Source organism: Desulfurispora sp., assembly GCF_052744395.1.
In genome coordinates this window covers 1-16057 of record NZ_JBRAJI010000052.1, presented here as the reverse complement: position 1 = coordinate 16057, position 16057 = coordinate 1, and the positions used below count along the sequence as shown (strand labels likewise).

The following is a 16057-nucleotide window of genomic DNA, read 5'->3' as shown; positions in this document are numbered from 1 at the left end:
AATGTGGACTGGTCGCAGACCGGGATGTGGTTTCGGCAATGGTCATCCTGCAAAGGGCTAGCTAAGATTTGCAGTGTAAGTAGGGCTGGAAGCACCCGAATTTACGCCTGCGGAGATTGCGTAAGACCCGTGTGGCTGCGGTCAATGAACCAGGAAGCTCTCGCCTCTTAGCGATGCGTAGGCGGGAGAGGCTTCACATAAATAGTTGACATGTTTTAGCATCAAATGTATTATTAATATAAATATATATGCACGGTGCACTTATAAGTGGGGTGATAGCACGCCAATCTGTATAAGCAGCCTGCAACCAACTTTTCCTGATTGACAGTGGCAACATTTATGAGAATACCGGAGTTGCGTTTTACAGGTTTACAGGTATGGTGAAAGGAGTGGGTTTATGCATTTTCCGGTTTCCGGGGTGGATGTGCTGCCCTTTATCCCGCCGCTGGTGGCCTTCCTGGTCTCCTCCCTGACGGCTTCGGCCGGTGTTTCCGGGGCCTTTTTGCTGCTGCCCTTTCAGGTCAGTGTGCTGCATTATACCAGCCCCTCGGTCAGTCCTACCAACCTTATTTACAACATTGTGGCCATTCCGGGCGGCCTGTACCGCTACATTAAAGAAGGCCGCATGGCCTGGCCCCTGACCTGGACCGTGGTTATCGGCACCCTGCCGGGGGTGTTTATCGGGGCCTGGATCCGCATCCTGTACATGCCCAACCCCAAAACCTTCAAGCTCTTTGTGGGCTGTGTGCTCCTGTACCTGGGCTACCGCTTGCTGTCCGAAGTGCTGGGCTGGAATAAAAAGGTGCAGGAGCAGAACGCCATGATGCAGAAAAAGTTTGCCGAACAGGTGGCCAGGCTGAAAGAAGAAAGCTCCAGACGCCTGGCGGCCGGTCTGCCTGCCGAAGCGGTGGTGAAGACCAAATCGGTTTCCCTGCGCAGGATTGAGTACGAATTCTGGGGGGAAACCTATTCTTTCGGTACCCTGTCTATTTTGCTGCTGGCCCTGGCGGTGGGATTGATTGGGGGTATTTACGGCATTGGCGGCGGGGCTATCATTGCCCCTTTTTGTGTGTCGGTACTGGGGCTGCCCGTATATACCGTGGCCGGCGCGGCGCTGGCTGGTACCTTCATCACCTCTATAGCCGGGGTGATCTACTACCACATTCTGGCGGCCAGCAGCATTGCCAGCGGGGCGGCGGTAGCTCCGGACTGGCTGCTGGGCGCTCTGTTTGGTGTAGGGGGCCTGCTGGGCACCTATGTGGGGGCCCGCATTCAGAAGTTTTTGCCGGACAAGGTGATTAAAGCCATCCTTACCGTCCTGGTTCTCTTCCTGGCCTTAAACTATATTGGACAGTATTTCTTTTAATTGCCTCGCGCAATGAACAGGGACTTGAGGTGAAACCGGGTGAAGGAACAACCGCCAAACACTGCTTTTGCTTATCTTGCCGGGCGCATTGACAAAATGCTGGTCCCGGCCCTGCTCTTTTTTCTGGCCCAAAAACCCTCCCACGGCTATGAATTAATCCAGAAGATCAACCAGGCCGGTTTTGCGGAAATTGAGGCGGATCCCGCCACTATTTACCGTAACCTGCGCCGGATGGAAGAAGACGGCCTGGTGGTTTCGCAGTGGGACACCGAGCACACTGGCCCGGCCCGGCGGGCCTACCGTTTGAGCCCGGTGGGGTATCAGGCGTTGGACTACTGTGTACAGCTGATTACCGCTAAAGTTACCAGAATGCAGGCATTTTTGGAGGAATACCGGCGGGAGGTGAGGGGAGTTGAGTAACCGGCGTACATTGAAAATACTACATGCCGGTGCCCTGCGCAAACCGGTGGTGGAATGTGCCCGGCTTTTGCAGCAAACCCATCCTGAACTGGAAATTGTTCTGGAGTCTCATGGTTCCCGGGCCTGTGCCCGGCAGGTGCGGGAGGGTAGAGTGGTGGACGTGCTGGCGTTGGCCGACCCCATGCTGTTTGAAGAGTTTCTGGTGCCCGAGTATGTGGACAGGTATTATATCTTTGCCAACGACCAGATTGTGCTGGCCTGTAACGAGTTTTCCAGAGGTGGCGGGGAAATCAATGCGCAAAACTGGTTTGATATCCTGCTCCGGGAGGAAGTCACCTTTGGCCGCTCCAACCAGGACCTGGATCCCTGTGGCTACCGCACTTTGATGGTCTGGCAGTTGGCCGAGGAGTATTACGGGCACTCCGGATTATTTGTCAAATTGGATCAAAAGTGCCGGGGGGATTTCATCTACCCCAAGTCCTATGACCTGGCCGCCGATGTGCTGGTGGGTAAGCTGGATTATGCCTTTGTCTATCGCTGTGTGGCCAGCCAGTTCGGCGTAAGGTATCTTGCTTTGCCGGAGAAAATCAACCTCTCTCATCCCGCCCATGCCTCGTATTACAGCCGGGCCACTGTCAGCCTGCCGGGGAAAAATTCCGGCGAGATGATGACCATTTCCGGTGCGCCCATTGAATTTGCCATTGCCATCCCTAGGAACGCGGCCAACCCCGCTCTGGCCGGAGTTTTTCTGGGTCTGATCTTGAGCAAGCAGGGTCAGGAATTGCTGGAGGAGTGCGGACTGATTCCATATTAGAGGGGACGGCGGCTGGCCGTCCCCTCCTGCTGTACCCGGGTATTGTTTTTATAGCCGTTCTTGATCTGCCTTAAAGCGTCCGGCCAGCTTTTCCAGGTTTTCCGCCAGCACGTGCAGCTCCTGGGTGGTGGAGGCCACTTCCTGCATGGCTGCCGTTTGCTGCTGGGTGGCGGCGGCGGCGTTTTGCACCGCGGCGGAAATTTCCTCGGCGGCGCGGGCTACTTCGTCCACCCGGCCGTGCAGTTTTTCCACGGTTTCAATGATGCCGGCAAACACCCGGCCCGAATCGGCCACCTGGCGCACGCCGCCGGCAATTTGAGTGATGTTTTCTTCCATACTGCTCAAAGCCCGGCTAGCGCTCTGGTTAATGGCCTGGGTCTGCTCCATGATCTGGCGGGCGGCCTGGGCTGAACGCTCGGCCAGCACCCGCACTTCTTCGGCTACCACGGCAAAGCCCCGCCCGTGCTCACCGGCCCGGGCCGCCTCAATGGCCGCGTTGAGGGCCAGCAGGTTGGTCTGCTCGGCAATGCCCGTGATGATCTCCACCATTTCCCCGATGGTCTGGGTTACTCCGGTCAGCTGGCGCAGAGCGGCGGCGGCACTGTCGGCGGCTTGGCTGACCTGGTCCATCTGTCCTTCCACCTCGTTCAGCTGGCGGCGGCCCTGTTCGGCCGCCGCCGCGGCGCCGGCGGCTTCGGCCGCTACTGCCCGGGCATTTTCAGCGACCTGTTCAGCGCTGGAGGCCACCTGGGTCATGTTGGAGGCCGTGGCCGTGGCGGCGGCGGTGGTCTGCTGGGCGTTATTGCTCAGATCTTCGGCCACATGGGCCACCTTTTCCGCGGCCGCGCTCAGTTCACCCAGAATGTGGCGGAAGCTGGCCGCCAGCTCATTCAGGGAGAGCGCAGTTTGGCCGATTTCATCCCGGCGGGACAGCTCCAATTGCACGTTCAGATTGCCGGCGGCCAGCTGGCGGTGGGCGCCGGCTACCTGGATGATGGGACGGGCCAGGCGACCGGCGTACCACAGGGCCAGCAGGGCGGCCAGCAGACCGGCCAGGACGGTGTTGGCCAGCAGGCCCCGGCGCATTTTAGTGGCCGACTGTTCCAGTGAGGCCACCTCCACAGCCACGGCGACCATGCCGCGCACCTGGCCGCCGGCATCGGCCAGCGGGGCAAAGGCCACATGGTGCTCCAGGCCGTGAATTTTTAGCCGGGTGTGGGTAATATGCTCTCCTTTATCCTTGTTTTGCACCAGCTGGTTGATTAACCGGGTATCAGTCAATTCCACCTGTTCCCCCTGCTTTTGGAAGATGCTGTCTTCCGGCAGGGCGGTGTGGCCTTTCAGTAAATAACGGCCGCCAAAATTATAGAAGAAAAGCACATCGGCACCCGTGGTTTTGCCCAGGAAGTCGGCCAGCTGGTCATTGATGTACAGTCCGGCCTTCACTGTCCCCACTAGCTGCCCGTCCAGCAGTACCGGGTAGACGGCATCCAGGGCGGCCTCGCCCGTGGTTTGGCTGATGGTCAGGCCGCTCACTACCTGTCCACTTAGGGCCCGGGAGATCTGTTCATGGTCTTTTTTATTATCGCCGAATTTTTCCGGCTTGTGGCCGCGCATGAGCACGGTGCCCCCGGCATCAGTAACCTCCAGGGTGTTTATAGGGATGTTTTTGCTGGCGTTTTGGAAGGCCGGCTCCAGCAGGGCCTGCAGGGCGGCCCGGTCGCCTTTTTGCAGGGCCTGGGCCAGCGGGCGGCTCTGGCTGAGCATTTGGGCCAGCATGGCCAGCTCATTCTGGCTGCGGTTTAAAGCGCGCCGGTTAACCCGGGAAGCATCGGCCATGCGTTCCTGGGCGGCCTGCACGGCCATCTGGCTGGCGGCGCGGTAGGCCAAAAAGCCCGAGACCGCCAGGGGCAGCAAGGTGAACAGCAGGACAAACAGGGTTATTTGCCAGCGAATACTGCGCATGGTGGTTAAGCCCCCTTATTTGCGACAAATTATGGTCTATTAATCATTTTAAATTATAACAGATAGTTTAACCAGATGATTTTATGGAAAATTTATTAGGTAACTGGTTGGGCTTAATGTACAGGGCGGAGATTGTTGCTAAAAATACAGAAAATACTGATTTTAAAAAAGGGATTGTTCTGTATACAGCGTATTAATAACTTCAATGCAGCTAAATGAATGAATGTTTAGTCATTATCAGGGTATGTAGGGAACCTAGTAAAGAATTAAGGAGGAGGTTTTTATGACCGTCACCCTGCGTTATTTTTCCCGCCGGGCGCTTTTGCTGGGCGTGCCTGTCATGCTGCTGCCCGCGTTGATCACGGCCGGGCTGAATGTGTGGCTGTCCGGAGTGCTGCCGCCGGCTCTGGCCGGTCGTTTCTGGCTCTGGCCGGTGCTGTGGGCCTTTTTACTGGGCTACATTGCGGTTTATTTGCTCTGGAGCGATGGAGTTTACCGTACCGTGGTCCGGGCCCTGGCCGATCTGGAGAATGAAGAGCTGGCCGGGCAGGCCTACCGGGTGATTACCGCTTATGGCAAGCGCATGACGGCATTTTGCGTGGTTTTTTTGCTGATCTTTGCCGGACTGGTGGTATGGTTTCTGGATGTGGCCGGTGCTCCGGCTCCCTGGTGGCAGGTGCTGCTGCTGGTGGTGCTGGGCTATCCCCAGGGAGCGCTTTTTACCCAGCTCTTTCTCACCCGCCCGGTGGGCGAGCCCGTGCCGTACTTAAAAATTAAAGTCAAGTCCCGCTCGGGGGTTAGCCTGGGCTTCAAGTTTACTGTAAACAACCTGATTGTACCGGCCTTGACCCTGGGCAGTTTGTATATTGGTTTGACCCATAAAAATATTCCGGCCTGGCAGCATTTGGTCCATCTGCTCTTCCTGCTTCTGGTTACTTTGCTGGGATGGGTTTTCTTGCGCGTGGATGTGCTGCGCAAGGTGCGCTTTACTGCGGACAAGTTTGTGGAACTGCAGCAGGCGCGGGATCTTTCGCTGCGCGTGCCGGTAATTGGCACGGACGAAATAGCCATCCTGGCGGTGGCTTTCAATGATTTTGTGGCGCGCCTGCAGGAGTTTTTCGCCGCCGTGGTGCGCCAGGTGCAGGCGGTGGACGAGGCCGTGCTGGCTCTGGCCCATGTGGTGCAGACCAATACTGCGCAGCAGGAGCAGCTGGGCCGGGCGGTGGAGCAGGTGACCGAAGCCCTCAGCCAGGTTTCGGCCAGTGTACAGAATGCGGCCGCCTTTGCCGGCGAGGTGACCGGTATGGCGGCCAGCGGCGGGCAGGGAGCGCAGCAAATCATGTCGGAGATTGATATGATGAGCCGGACGGCGGTGGAGGCCCGGCAGGCTGTAGAGGAGCTGAACAACCTGGCCACAGGTATTGGACAACTGGCGGAAATGATTGTCAATGTGGCCTCTCAGACCGGCCTGCTGGCCCTTAATGCGGCCATTGAGGCGGCCCGGGCTGGTGAGCACGGGCGGGGTTTCAGCATTGTGGCCCAGGAGGTGCGCCAGCTGGCCGATGAATCGGCCCGGGTGGCCGGTCAGGTGACGGCGGTGGTGCACCAGATCCAGGCGGGCTGTGCCCGGGCGGCCGCGGCCATGGGCAAGGGCGCCGAGCAGGTGCTGGGCAGCCACGGCCGGGTGCAGCAGGTGAGCGCCAGCTTCAGCCATATCTCCGAGGCGGTGCAGCAACTGGGCGATCTGGTGCAGCGCCTGGCTGATACGGCCCAGAGCGGCACCGGCAATGTGGCGACCGCGGAAGGCGTGCTGCAGGAGCAGCAGCAGTGTGGCCAGACCATTGCTGCTGCCACCCAGGAGCTGGAGCGGGTTTCCCGGGAACTGCGCGCTGCCGTGGCGGTGTGGAAGGTTTAGAAAAGCCGGTCGGGTGTGGGCGGGCGTGTAGAAAAAGATAAAAACTTGGCCCAATATCTTGCCAAATGCTTAAAAATGGTTAAAATAAGATTAAGAATTATCAGCTGAATTTACCATAAAATTTGATACGGTCCGGCCAGGAGTTTGGGAGAAGCCCCCTGTAAGGATGCCGCTTGTGCGGAATCCCGAAAGGGGGTTTTGTATTTGTTGGCGCGGCGGAGGTTTGGTTAGAAAATTTAACGCATGGTGGTATAGAGCATTTTGTGCCGGCCCGGGAGGAAAATTATGATATAGTAAGAGAGGTGTACCGGAGCCATGGGCAGAGCTGACCGGACCAGATCAAAGCCGGGGTGAGTGAGTTGAAGGAAGGCTTTTTGACCGGAGCTATGGGCGGGGAAAAGATCGGTGCGGCCATTCGCCGACCGGACGACCTGGACGAAGTGCTGCATTACCCGCATATTAAGGCGGTTTTTTTGCTGGGGGGGGATGTTAACTTTTTGCCGCCTCTGGCCAAAAAAGTGCGCGAAGCGGGGCGGGTACTGCTGGTGCATATTGATTTGCTGGAAGGTGTGGGCAAAGATGCGGCCGGCGCCTGTTTGCTCCGGCGCATGGGAGCTCAGGGCATAGTGACCACCCGGGCCGCTTTGGCCAGGCAGTCCCGGGAGCTGGGCCTGTATGTGGTGCAGCGGTTTTTCATTGTGGATTCCGAATCGCTGCGCACGGCCCTGAAAGTGGCTGTCGGTCAGGCTTTGCCGGATGCGGTGGAGGTCTTGCCGGCTACTGTGCCCGCCTATGTGGTGTCAGAAATTAAAAAGGAGCTGGGCGTGCCCGTGCTGGGCGGGGGGCTCCTGCGCACGGCTGAAGATGCCCGGGAGGCTTTGGAAAAAGGTTTTGATGCCATTTCCACCAGCCGCCGCCAGATCTGGCAGGCTAGCGCCGTGCTGCGGCCCTGAAGAAGCTGCGGCCGGCAGCAGACTGGCTGCAGCGGGAAATTTATGAGCGAAAGCTGAAAATAAGCAAAATTTTGCGATTGACAGACGTTTAAAAATCAGTTAATATACAATTAATAAGTGAGCAATATTTCAGGCAAGAGCAAAAACTTGATACTGCGGCGGGAGTGCTGGAGAAAGACCCTGGTCAGATGGCTGCTGGTTTTACAGGCTGTCTGTTTTTAGGGTTTTTTGTTTTTACTCCTTTACCTGGCCGGGAGAAAAGGAGAAGGCCTGTTGTGGTAGCCCCCTGGTTGCCATGATAGGTCTATTTTTATGTCAGGCAGGTGATGCAGGGGGACAAAAAGTCACAGACAGGTCAAGGGTTAAAAGCGGTGAAGAGTTGCCGGACTGATCCGGCTACAGGGGTAAAAAAGAGCATACAGGGTGAGCACAAATTTTCTATTAAGCAGTAATTTTTCTTTACAGAGGTATTGAAGGGGGAGTACTTATGACGCCATTTCTGGCGGAAGTTATCGGTACCATGTTGATCATTATTTTCGGCGGCGGTGTGGTGGCCGGCTGTGTACTGAAAAAGAGCAAATCGGAAAATAGCGGCTGGATTGTGATCACCTTTGGCTGGGGTCTGGGTGTGGCTATGGCGGTTTATGCGGCCGGTCCCTTCAGCGGAGCGCACCTCAACCCGGCGGTGACCATTGCTCTGGCCTATCTGGGCAAATTCCCCTGGAGCAATGTGCCTGCTTACATCCTGGCCCAGTTCATCGGTGCTTTCCTGGGGGCGCTAATTGTCTGGCTGCACTACCTGCCGCACTGGGCGGCCAGTGACGACCCGGGGGCCAAGCTGGCGGTGTTCTCTACCGGTCCGGCCATCCGCAATCTGCCGGCCAACTTGCTCAGTGAGATTATCGGTACCTTCATCCTGGTGCTGGGCATTATGGCCCTGGGCGCCAACAAATTTACCGAAGGTCTCAACCCATTTATAGTTGGCATGTTTATCGTAGCGATTGGTCTCTCCCTTGGCGGTCCCACCGGTTACGCCATCAACCCGGCCCGCGACCTGGGCCCGCGCATCGCCCATTTTGTGCTGCCCATTGCCGGCAAGGGCGATTCGGACTGGGGCTACGCCTGGGTGCCGGTGGTGGGACCCGTGCTCGGTGGCCTGCTGGGCGCCATTGTCAGCAAAGCTGTCGGGCTGGTATAAAAGCCGGGGCTTGGCGGCCTTACGCATAATCCGGATCTGAGTTTACAGGTGCTGTTTCTGCCAGTGGTGGATGGTGCAGGACATCCGGCAATAAATCTGGCATTACAATACTGTTCAAACCGGGCAATGATCAAGCAGTGGTCTGGTTATTGCGTGCAGCTCAGGCCATGGCGGGAACAGCCTCCCTGTAATCAACAAAATGATGGGGATTCCATCGGGTTGTACAATACCGAAATGCATTATACCACTTCCGGGAGGGCTATTTTTATGGATAAAAAGTACGTGCTGGCTCTGGACCAGGGTACCACCAGCTGCCGGGCCATCCTGTTTGACAAGGACAGCAACATCGTGGGCGTGGCCCAGAAAGAGTTCACCCAGATTTATCCCAAAGCGGGCTGGGTGGAGCACAATGCCGAGGAAATCTGGAGCACCCAGTACGGCGTGATTGCTGAAGTGGTGGCCAAGACGCGTGTAAGTCCTGAGGAAATTGCCGCCATTGGCATTACCAACCAGCGGGAGACCACTGTGGTTTGGGACAAAAACACCGGGCAGCCCGTGTACAACGCCATCGTCTGGCAGTGCCGTCGCACGGCCGGCATTTGTGACGAATTGAAGGCCAAGGGCCTGGCGGACACTTTCCGCCACAAGACCGGTCTGGTGCTGGACGCCTACTTCTCGGGCACCAAGGTGAAGTGGATCCTGGACAATGTACCGGGGGCCCGGGAGCGGGCGGAAAAAGGCGAACTGCTCTTTGGCACCATGGACACCTGGCTGATCTGGAAGCTCACCGGCGGCAGGGTGCATGTAACCGATTATTCCAACGCTTCCCGCACTCTGCTCTACAATATTCGCGAGCTGAAGTGGGACGAAGAGATTTTGCGCGAGTTGAATATCCCGGCCTCCCTGCTGCCCGAGGTCAAACCTTCCAGCCAGGTTTACGGCTATACCGATCCCGAGCAGTTCCTGGGCTACGCTGTGCCCATTGCCGGTGTGGCCGGCGACCAGCAGGCGGCGCTCTTCGGCCAGGCCTGCTACCAGCCCGGCATGGCCAAGAACACCTATGGCACGGGCTGCTTCATGCTCATGAACACGGGTGAAAAGCTGTATGATTCGCAAAACGGCCTGCTGACCACCATTGCCTGGGGCATTGACGGCAAGGTGGAATACGCCCTGGAGGGCAGCATTTTCATTGCCGGGGCGGCTATCCAGTGGCTGCGCGACGGTCTCAAGCTGGTAGAAGCCGCGCCCGACTCGGAGTATTTTGCCGGAAAGGTGCAGGATACCGATGGGGTATATCTGGTACCCGCTTTTGTAGGTCTGGGTGCCCCCTACTGGGATATGCGGGCCCGCGGCGCCATTGTGGGCCTGACCCGCGGTACGACCAAATATCACCTCATTCGTGCCGCCCTGGAATCCCTGGCCTATCAGACCCGCGATGTGCTGGGAGCCATGGAGGCCGACTCGGGCATCCGGCTTACCGCTCTGAAGGTGGACGGCGGTGCCGTGGCCAACAACCTGCTCATGCAGTTCCAGGCCGACATTCTGGGTGTGCCGGTGGAGCGGCCGCAGGTGATTGAAACCACCGCCCTGGGAGCCGCCTACCTGGCCGGTCTGGCTGTGGGCTTCTGGCAGAGCAAGGAGGAACTGGCCAGCCGCTGGAAGCTGGACAGCCGCTTTGCCCCGCAAATGGCCGCGGAGCAGCGCGAAAAGCTCTACAGGGGCTGGCAGAAAGCCGTGCGCCGGGCCATGGACTGGGCCGAGGAGTAATGATGCGCGGTGTGTCCGGCAGGCAAGGCTGGGACAATTTGATGAAGCAATTTGTCGGCATGAGATGAGGAGAAGCCGCACAGTACCAGGAGAATATGCTGATCCTGTATTGTGCGGCTTTTCCCAGTTGTCTGACGTAGTCTTGAAGACGTCAGGCCGGGAGGGGCGGTCTGGAGCCGGGGTAAACCGTATTTCTCCTGCAGGTATGATTTACATTCATAATTGGTTTGGCTGTTGAGTTGATGATCTGACGGGATTGATAGAACTGGCCACGGAGGAATAAACCATGCAGAAACTCAGTGTGCAGGCGGTGGTAGTGGGCGGTGGTGCTACCGGTACCGGCATTCTGCGCGATCTGGCCATGCGGGGGATCACCGCCCTGCTGGTTGAGCAGGGGGATCTGGCCCATGGCACCAGCTCCCGCTTCCACGGCCTTTTGCACAGCGGCTGCCGTTATGCGGTAAAAGATGCGGCTGCGGCCCGCGAGTGTATTGAAGAAAACATGATTCTGCGCCGTATCGCCCCCAACTGTGTGGAAATCACCGGTGGGCTGTTTGTACAGCTGCCGGAAGACGACCCGGCCTATGCGGAGGAATGGGAGAGCGCCTGCCGCCAGGCCGGTATCGAAGTTGAGGAAGTGGACCCGGCGGCAGTGCGGCGTCAGAACCCGGCTTTGAGCCCCCGGGTCACGCGCGCCTTTGCCGTACCCGACTGCGCTGTGGACGGCTTCCGGGTGGTCTGGAGCAATCTGCACTCGGCCCGCCGCTACGGGGCGCGGGCGCTTACTTACACCCGCCTGAAGGCCATTGAGCAGCAAAATGGCTGTGTCACCGGTGTGCGGGCGGAGAATGTTTTAACCGGGGAGCAGTACCACATTGAGTGCCAGGTGCTGATCAATGCCGCCGGCCCCTGGGCCGGGGAAGTAGCCGCCCTGGCCGGGCTGGAAGTGGGAGTAATTAAAGACAAAGGCACGCTGATTGCCTTCAACCACCGCCTGGTGCCGCAGGTGGTAAACCGCCTGCGGCCGCCCGGGGACGGAGATATTTTTGTGCCGCACGGTCCCATCACCATTTTAGGCACTACCTCGTTGCCGGTGGAAAACCCGGCGGAAAACCGGCCGCAGCAAAAAGAGGTGCTGGATTTGCTGGCCATTGGACGGGAAGTGGTGCCCGATCTGGACAAGTACCGGCTGATTCGGGCCTTTGCCGGGGTGCGGCCGCTGTACCAGGAGGCGCCGCTGGCGGGCAGCGGCCGTTCGGTCAGCCGCAACTATGCCCTGCTGGACCACCGGCAGCGGGACGGCTTGGAAGGGATGATCAGCATTGTGGGCGGCAAGTTCACCACCTTCCGGCTGATGGCCGAAAAGGCCGCGGACCTGGCGGCCGGCAAACTGGGCATAAGCCGCCCCTGCCGCACGGCCGGCGAGCCGCTGTTTGCTCCGCTATCGCCCGAGTGGCTGGAGCGGGGCAGAAAAGTTTTCGGAGTGGCGGCGGCGCACAAGGCGGCCGAAAGGCTGGGGGATGATTTTGCCGCTGTGGTGGCCCGGGCCGAGCAAAAGCCCGAGCAGGCCCGTATTCTGTGCGAGTGCGAACTGGTCAGCCAGGCCGAGGTGGAGCAGGCCCTGGCGGCCGACACCACCTTTACCCTGGGCGATGTGCGGCGCAAGACCCGCCTGGGCATGGGCACCTGCCAGGGTACCTTTTGCAGCTACCGCAGCCTGGGCCTATTGAGCCGCTACCCGCGCTTTGCTGCCGACCACCGCCAGTATCTGGCCGATTTTTTGCAAAAGCGCTGGAAAGGAATGCGCCCCGTGCTCTGGGGCCAGCAACTGCGTGAGGCCCAGCTATCCACAGCCATTTATAGCGCACTGTTCGGGATGGAGAGAATGTTATGAACAGCAAAAAGACCGATATAATGGTTATCGGCCTGGGACTGGCCGGTGTGGTGGCCGCCGCCCGGGCGGCGGAACTGGGTAAAAAAGTGCTGCTGGTGGGCAAGGGGGCGGGCAGCCTGACCCTTTCCTCGGGCGGCATAGATCTGTGGGGCTACAGCCTGGACAAACCGGAAGATTCCGCTATCAGTCCCCGGCTGGAGATCGCCCGTCTGGTGGAACGAAATCAAGAACACCCCTATGCCAGAACCTTTGATGTGCTGGAGGAAAGTCTGGCATATTTTCAGGCGCTCACCCGCTCGGCCGGGCTGCCCTATCTGTCCAACGGCCGGGGCAACTGGCTGGTGCCCACGGCCCTGGGCACGCTGCGCCCCACCTATCTGGTGCCTGAGAGCATGGCCGTGACCGGCCTGCAGCAGGTGGTGCGCATTTTGTTAGTAGGTTTTGCCGAACTGAAAGACTTTTACCCTGCCGTAATGGCGGTCAACTTACAAAAATGCGGGTGCCTGTCGCCCGGTGTACAACTGGATACCTGCGCGGTGCGCCTGGGTGGTCGAGAGATGAACGCGGTGACCCTGGCCGGGCGCCTGGAGCAGCCGGGGGTGCTGGAAGAAGTAGTCGCCCAGATCAGACCGCATCTGACGCCCGGTACACTGGTGCTGGTGCCGCCCGTGCTGGGGCGGGCCAGACACCGGCAGGTGCGGGAAAGCCTGGCCGCATTGCTGGGCAGTCCGGTCTACGAGGTGGCTGGACTGCCGCCAGCCCTGCCCGGTATGCGCCTGAGCGAAGCGCTGCTCACCTATTTGAAAAGACAGGGGGTAACAGTGCTTTCCGGCAGTATGGTGTGCGGTGTGGAACTGGAGTCGCAGGGGAAACGCTGCCGGGCCGTGCAGCTGGCCGGGCCGGGCGGGCGGCTTAGTGTGCTGGCCGAAGCCTGTGTGCTGGCCAGCGGCTCCTTCCTGGGGGGAGGACTGAAGGCCGGTCCCGGTCAGGTAGAGGAGACCATTTTTAATCTACCGGTAAAATTTACTCCCGGGGATTGGGCCTGTGAGGAATTCCTGGACCGGCACGGTCACGCTTTTAACAGCTTTGGCCTGCGGGTGAATGAAAAACTGCAGCCGGTGGATGAAGAAGGCCGGGTATGTCTGGAAAATGTGCTGGCGGCGGGGGCCATTTTAGCCGGCAGCAACTGGCCAGTGGAAAAATGTGGTGGTGGGGTAGCTCTGAGCAGTGGGTATAAGGCTGGCCAGCTGGCCGCAGGGGGTGTTTAGGATGTCTGGTATGGACAAGAGGGATTATCCGGAGCCGGGCGCGGAGTCCATTGCCCGGCCTGCTTCAGCAGGCAGCGCGGGGGCGACCTGTGCTGGCGGGTCGGCGGCGCAAGGAAGCCATGCTTATGATTTGGACAACTGCATTAAATGCACTATCTGCCTGGCGCACTGTCCGGTGAGCCGGGTCACCGACAGGTTTGCCGGGCCCAAGCAAAATGGGCCGGATCTGGAGCGTTTCCGCCTGATGGAGCCGGCTGCTATCCATCCCTCCATAGTCTACTGTACAGGCTGCCGTACCTGTGAGGTGGTCTGTCCCTCCGGGGTGCCGGTGGCCGCCATGAACAGCCGGGCCAAAGCTCAGTATGTAGCCCGGTACGGCGCTCCCCTGCGCGACCGCCTGCTGGCCACCCCGGATGTAGCCGGGCGCCTGGCTACTCTGGCCCCCGGATTGATCAACCGGCTGGGGCGGAGCAGCTGGTTGCGGGCGGCCGGGGAAAAACTGGCCGGGGTGAGTGCCGCCCTGCCCCTGCCCGGCTATGCGCCTCAAACCTTTGGGCAGCTCTACCGGCGCTGGTGCCGGACCAGATCCGGGGCCAGCGTCCTCGCCGGGTCTGGTCCGGCTGCCGGCCAGGATAAAGTGCTGTATTATCCCGGCTGCTTTGTCAACTACAATCAGCCCCAGATCGGTCTGGCCGTACTGGAAGTGCTGGCCGCCGGCGGGGTGGAGGTGCAGGTGGAGGAATTCCCCTGCTGCGGCCTGCCGGCCATCAGTGCCGGGCTCTATGACACCGCCCGCTCCCGCGGGGAGGCCAACCTGCGCCGGTTAAAACCCTATCTGGAGCAAGGATACCGGGTGGTCACCACCTGTCCCAGCTGTTTATTCACCTTAAGCCAAAAGTACGGCGAATTGCTGGGCCTGGACCTGGCTGGCCGGCCGGAACAGATCACAGACGTCTTTAGCTATCTGCTGGAACTGAAAGAACAGGGGCGTTTTTCTCTGAACCCGAACCCGCTGCCCCTCAAGCTGGCCTATCACCAGCCCTGCCACCAGCGGGCCCTGGGCTGCGGTTCTCCCTCCCTGGATGTGCTGGCCCTGATCCCTGAACTTGAGGTGGTGGATCTGGCGGCGGGATGCTGTGGTCTGGCTGGCACCTACGGCTTTAAAAAGGAGAAATACCCCATCAGCCGGGCTATCGGGGAAAATGTGCGCCAGGCTATGGAGCAATTGGCCCTGAGCGAGGCCGTCACCGAGTGCGGTATGTGTGCCCTGCAAATTGGTCACCTGACCGGGGCGCGGGTGTGTCACCCGGTGGAGTTGCTGGCCCGGGCCCTGAAACCAAACATATAACCCGGCACATTATTACAGAAATCACCCGGCCGGGTCGGTGCTGCTCCGGCCGGAATAAGGCAAAGAAAAATGAGAAAATATTCACATTCTCTCGCCGGTACCAGTGCGAAAATCAAGTGAAAACAGGGAGGTTGCCCATATGTCTGTTCGCATTGCCATTAACGGTTTTGGCCGCATTGGCCGTAATGTCTTCCGGGCCATGCTGCAAAGAGGGCTGCTGGGTTCCGGTTCACCCGTGCAGCTGGTGGCCATCAACGACCTGACCGATCCGGCCACGCTGGCCCACCTGCTCAGCTACGACTCGGTGCACGGCCTCCTGGCTACCCCCGTCAGTGCTACTGCGGGCGCTCTGCAAGTAGGAGAGCAGGAGATCAAGGTTTGCGCCCTCACTGACCCCGCCGCCCTGCCCTGGGCCGAACTGGGCGTGGACATAGTGGTGGAATCCACCGGGCGCTTTACCAGCCGGGCGGCGGCAACCGGGCACTTAACTGCCGGGGCGAAAAAGGTGGTCATCTCCGCGCCGGGCAAAGAGGTGGATGCCACCATTGTCATGGGGGTGAATGAGCATACCTATGACCCGCAGCGCCACCAGGTGGTTTCCAACGCTTCCTGCACCACCAACTGCCTGGCTCCTGTGGCCAAAGTGCTGCACGAACAGTTTGGCATTGTGCGGGGCCTGATGACCACAGTGCACTCCTACACTAACGACCAGCGCATCCTGGACCTGCCCCACAAAGACCTGCGGCGAGCCCGGGCAGCGGCCCTGTCCATCATCCCTACCAGCACGGGTGCGGCGCGGGCCGTGGGCCTGGTGCTGCCCGAACTGGCTGGCAAACTGAACGGCATGGCTATGCGCGTGCCCACGCCCAATGTTTCCGTGGTGGACCTGGTGGCCGAGTTGCAAAAGCCGGCCAGCCGGGAGGAGGTCAACGCCGCTTTGCAGCAGGCAGCTGCCGGCCCGCTGCGGGGGATACTGGAGTTCTGCGATCTGCCGCTGGTGTCGGTGGACTTCAAGGGTAACCCACACTCTTCCATCGTGGATGGCCTTTCCACCATGGTCATCGAGGGCAACCTGGTCAAAGTGGTGGCCTGGTACGACAACGAGTGGGGCTACTCCAACCGGGTGCTGGACCTGGCCCTGCACATGGG

The 16057-nt window shown here is 59.5% G+C and carries 12 protein-coding genes; 11 read left to right on the top strand and 1 reads right to left on the bottom strand.

The genetic code is table 11. From position 1 onward, the window contains the following. Window positions 1–397: 397 nt before the first annotated feature. From ACUVTU_RS11790 to ACUVTU_RS11780, 3 genes are read left to right on the top strand one after another with little or no spacing between them, the layout of a single operon-like run. Entirely contained in the window at window positions 398–1366 is a 969-nt protein-coding gene (locus tag ACUVTU_RS11790; RefSeq protein WP_445890158.1) for a sulfite exporter TauE/SafE family protein, read from the top strand. A gap of 39 nt (window positions 1367–1405) precedes the next feature. Then, complete coding sequence (locus ACUVTU_RS11785) at window positions 1406–1786, top strand: PadR family transcriptional regulator (protein ID WP_445890157.1); 381 nt, start codon at window positions 1406–1408, stop codon at window positions 1784–1786. Continuing rightward, window positions 1779–2600, top strand: a complete 822-nt coding sequence (locus ACUVTU_RS11780; RefSeq protein WP_445890156.1) for an extracellular solute-binding protein — start codon at window positions 1779–1781, stop codon at window positions 2598–2600. Before ACUVTU_RS11785 ends, ACUVTU_RS11780 begins: the two co-directional genes overlap by 8 nt. A gap of 48 nt (window positions 2601–2648) precedes the next feature. On the opposite strand, the gene ACUVTU_RS11775 is transcribed toward ACUVTU_RS11780, so the two are convergent. After that, on the bottom strand, window positions 2649–4565 hold the full coding sequence (locus ACUVTU_RS11775; protein ID WP_445890155.1) for a methyl-accepting chemotaxis protein: 1917 nt from the start codon (window positions 4563–4565) through the stop codon (window positions 2649–2651). 283 nt (window positions 4566–4848) lie between these two features. Here ACUVTU_RS11775 and ACUVTU_RS11770 point away from each other — a divergent pair, with 283 nt between their 5' ends. The 8 genes from ACUVTU_RS11770 to gap all read left to right on the top strand — a co-directional run. Next, window positions 4849–6480: a methyl-accepting chemotaxis protein gene (locus ACUVTU_RS11770; RefSeq protein ID WP_445890154.1), complete on the top strand. Its 1632-nt coding sequence runs from the start codon at window positions 4849–4851 to the stop codon at window positions 6478–6480. A gap of 359 nt (window positions 6481–6839) precedes the next feature. Further along, a complete protein-coding gene (locus tag ACUVTU_RS11765) occupies window positions 6840–7433 on the top strand; it encodes a glycerol-3-phosphate responsive antiterminator (protein ID WP_445890159.1) in 594 nt (197 codons plus the stop codon). 487 nt (window positions 7434–7920) lie between these two features. Continuing rightward, the gene (locus ACUVTU_RS11760) at window positions 7921–8631 is read left to right on the top strand and encodes an MIP/aquaporin family protein (protein WP_445890153.1); all 711 of its coding nucleotides are present in this window, start codon (window positions 7921–7923) and stop codon (window positions 8629–8631) included. A 267-nt stretch (window positions 8632–8898) separates the two neighbouring features. Beyond that, complete coding sequence (gene glpK, locus ACUVTU_RS11755) at window positions 8899–10398, top strand: glycerol kinase GlpK (RefSeq protein WP_445890152.1); 1500 nt, start codon at window positions 8899–8901, stop codon at window positions 10396–10398. A gap of 286 nt (window positions 10399–10684) precedes the next feature. Further along, window positions 10685–12292, top strand: a complete 1608-nt coding sequence (glpA, locus tag ACUVTU_RS11750) for an anaerobic glycerol-3-phosphate dehydrogenase subunit GlpA (protein WP_445890151.1) — start codon at window positions 10685–10687, stop codon at window positions 12290–12292. After that, window positions 12289–13560: an anaerobic glycerol-3-phosphate dehydrogenase subunit GlpB gene (gene glpB, locus ACUVTU_RS11745; RefSeq protein ID WP_445890150.1), complete on the top strand. Its 1272-nt coding sequence runs from the start codon at window positions 12289–12291 to the stop codon at window positions 13558–13560. The genes glpA and glpB overlap by 4 nt, the downstream gene beginning before the upstream one ends. Window position 13561: 1 nt before the next feature. Continuing rightward, window positions 13562–14908, top strand: coding sequence for an anaerobic glycerol-3-phosphate dehydrogenase subunit C (locus ACUVTU_RS11740; protein WP_445890149.1), 1347 nt, complete (start codon window positions 13562–13564; stop codon window positions 14906–14908). A gap of 139 nt (window positions 14909–15047) precedes the next feature. Beyond that, a partial coding sequence (gene gap / locus ACUVTU_RS11735; RefSeq protein ID WP_445890148.1) for a type I glyceraldehyde-3-phosphate dehydrogenase occupies window positions 15048–16057 on the top strand: 1010 nt, incomplete at its 3' end.

Coding starts and splice junctions, on each gene's coding strand:
- ACUVTU_RS11740 (WP_445890149.1), top strand. CDS start 13,562: ATGTCTGGTATGGACAAGAGGGATTATCCGGAGCCGGGCGCGGAGTCC.
- ACUVTU_RS11760 (WP_445890153.1), top strand. CDS start 7,921: ATGACGCCATTTCTGGCGGAAGTTATCGGTACCATGTTGATCATTATT.
- glpA (WP_445890151.1), top strand. CDS start 10,685: ATGCAGAAACTCAGTGTGCAGGCGGTGGTAGTGGGCGGTGGTGCTACC.
- ACUVTU_RS11775 (WP_445890155.1), bottom strand. CDS start 4,565: ATGCGCAGTATTCGCTGGCAAATAACCCTGTTTGTCCTGCTGTTCACC.
- glpK (WP_445890152.1), top strand. CDS start 8,899: ATGGATAAAAAGTACGTGCTGGCTCTGGACCAGGGTACCACCAGCTGC.
- ACUVTU_RS11790 (WP_445890158.1), top strand. CDS start 398: ATGCATTTTCCGGTTTCCGGGGTGGATGTGCTGCCCTTTATCCCGCCG.
- glpB (WP_445890150.1), top strand. CDS start 12,289: ATGAACAGCAAAAAGACCGATATAATGGTTATCGGCCTGGGACTGGCC.
- ACUVTU_RS11770 (WP_445890154.1), top strand. CDS start 4,849: ATGACCGTCACCCTGCGTTATTTTTCCCGCCGGGCGCTTTTGCTGGGC.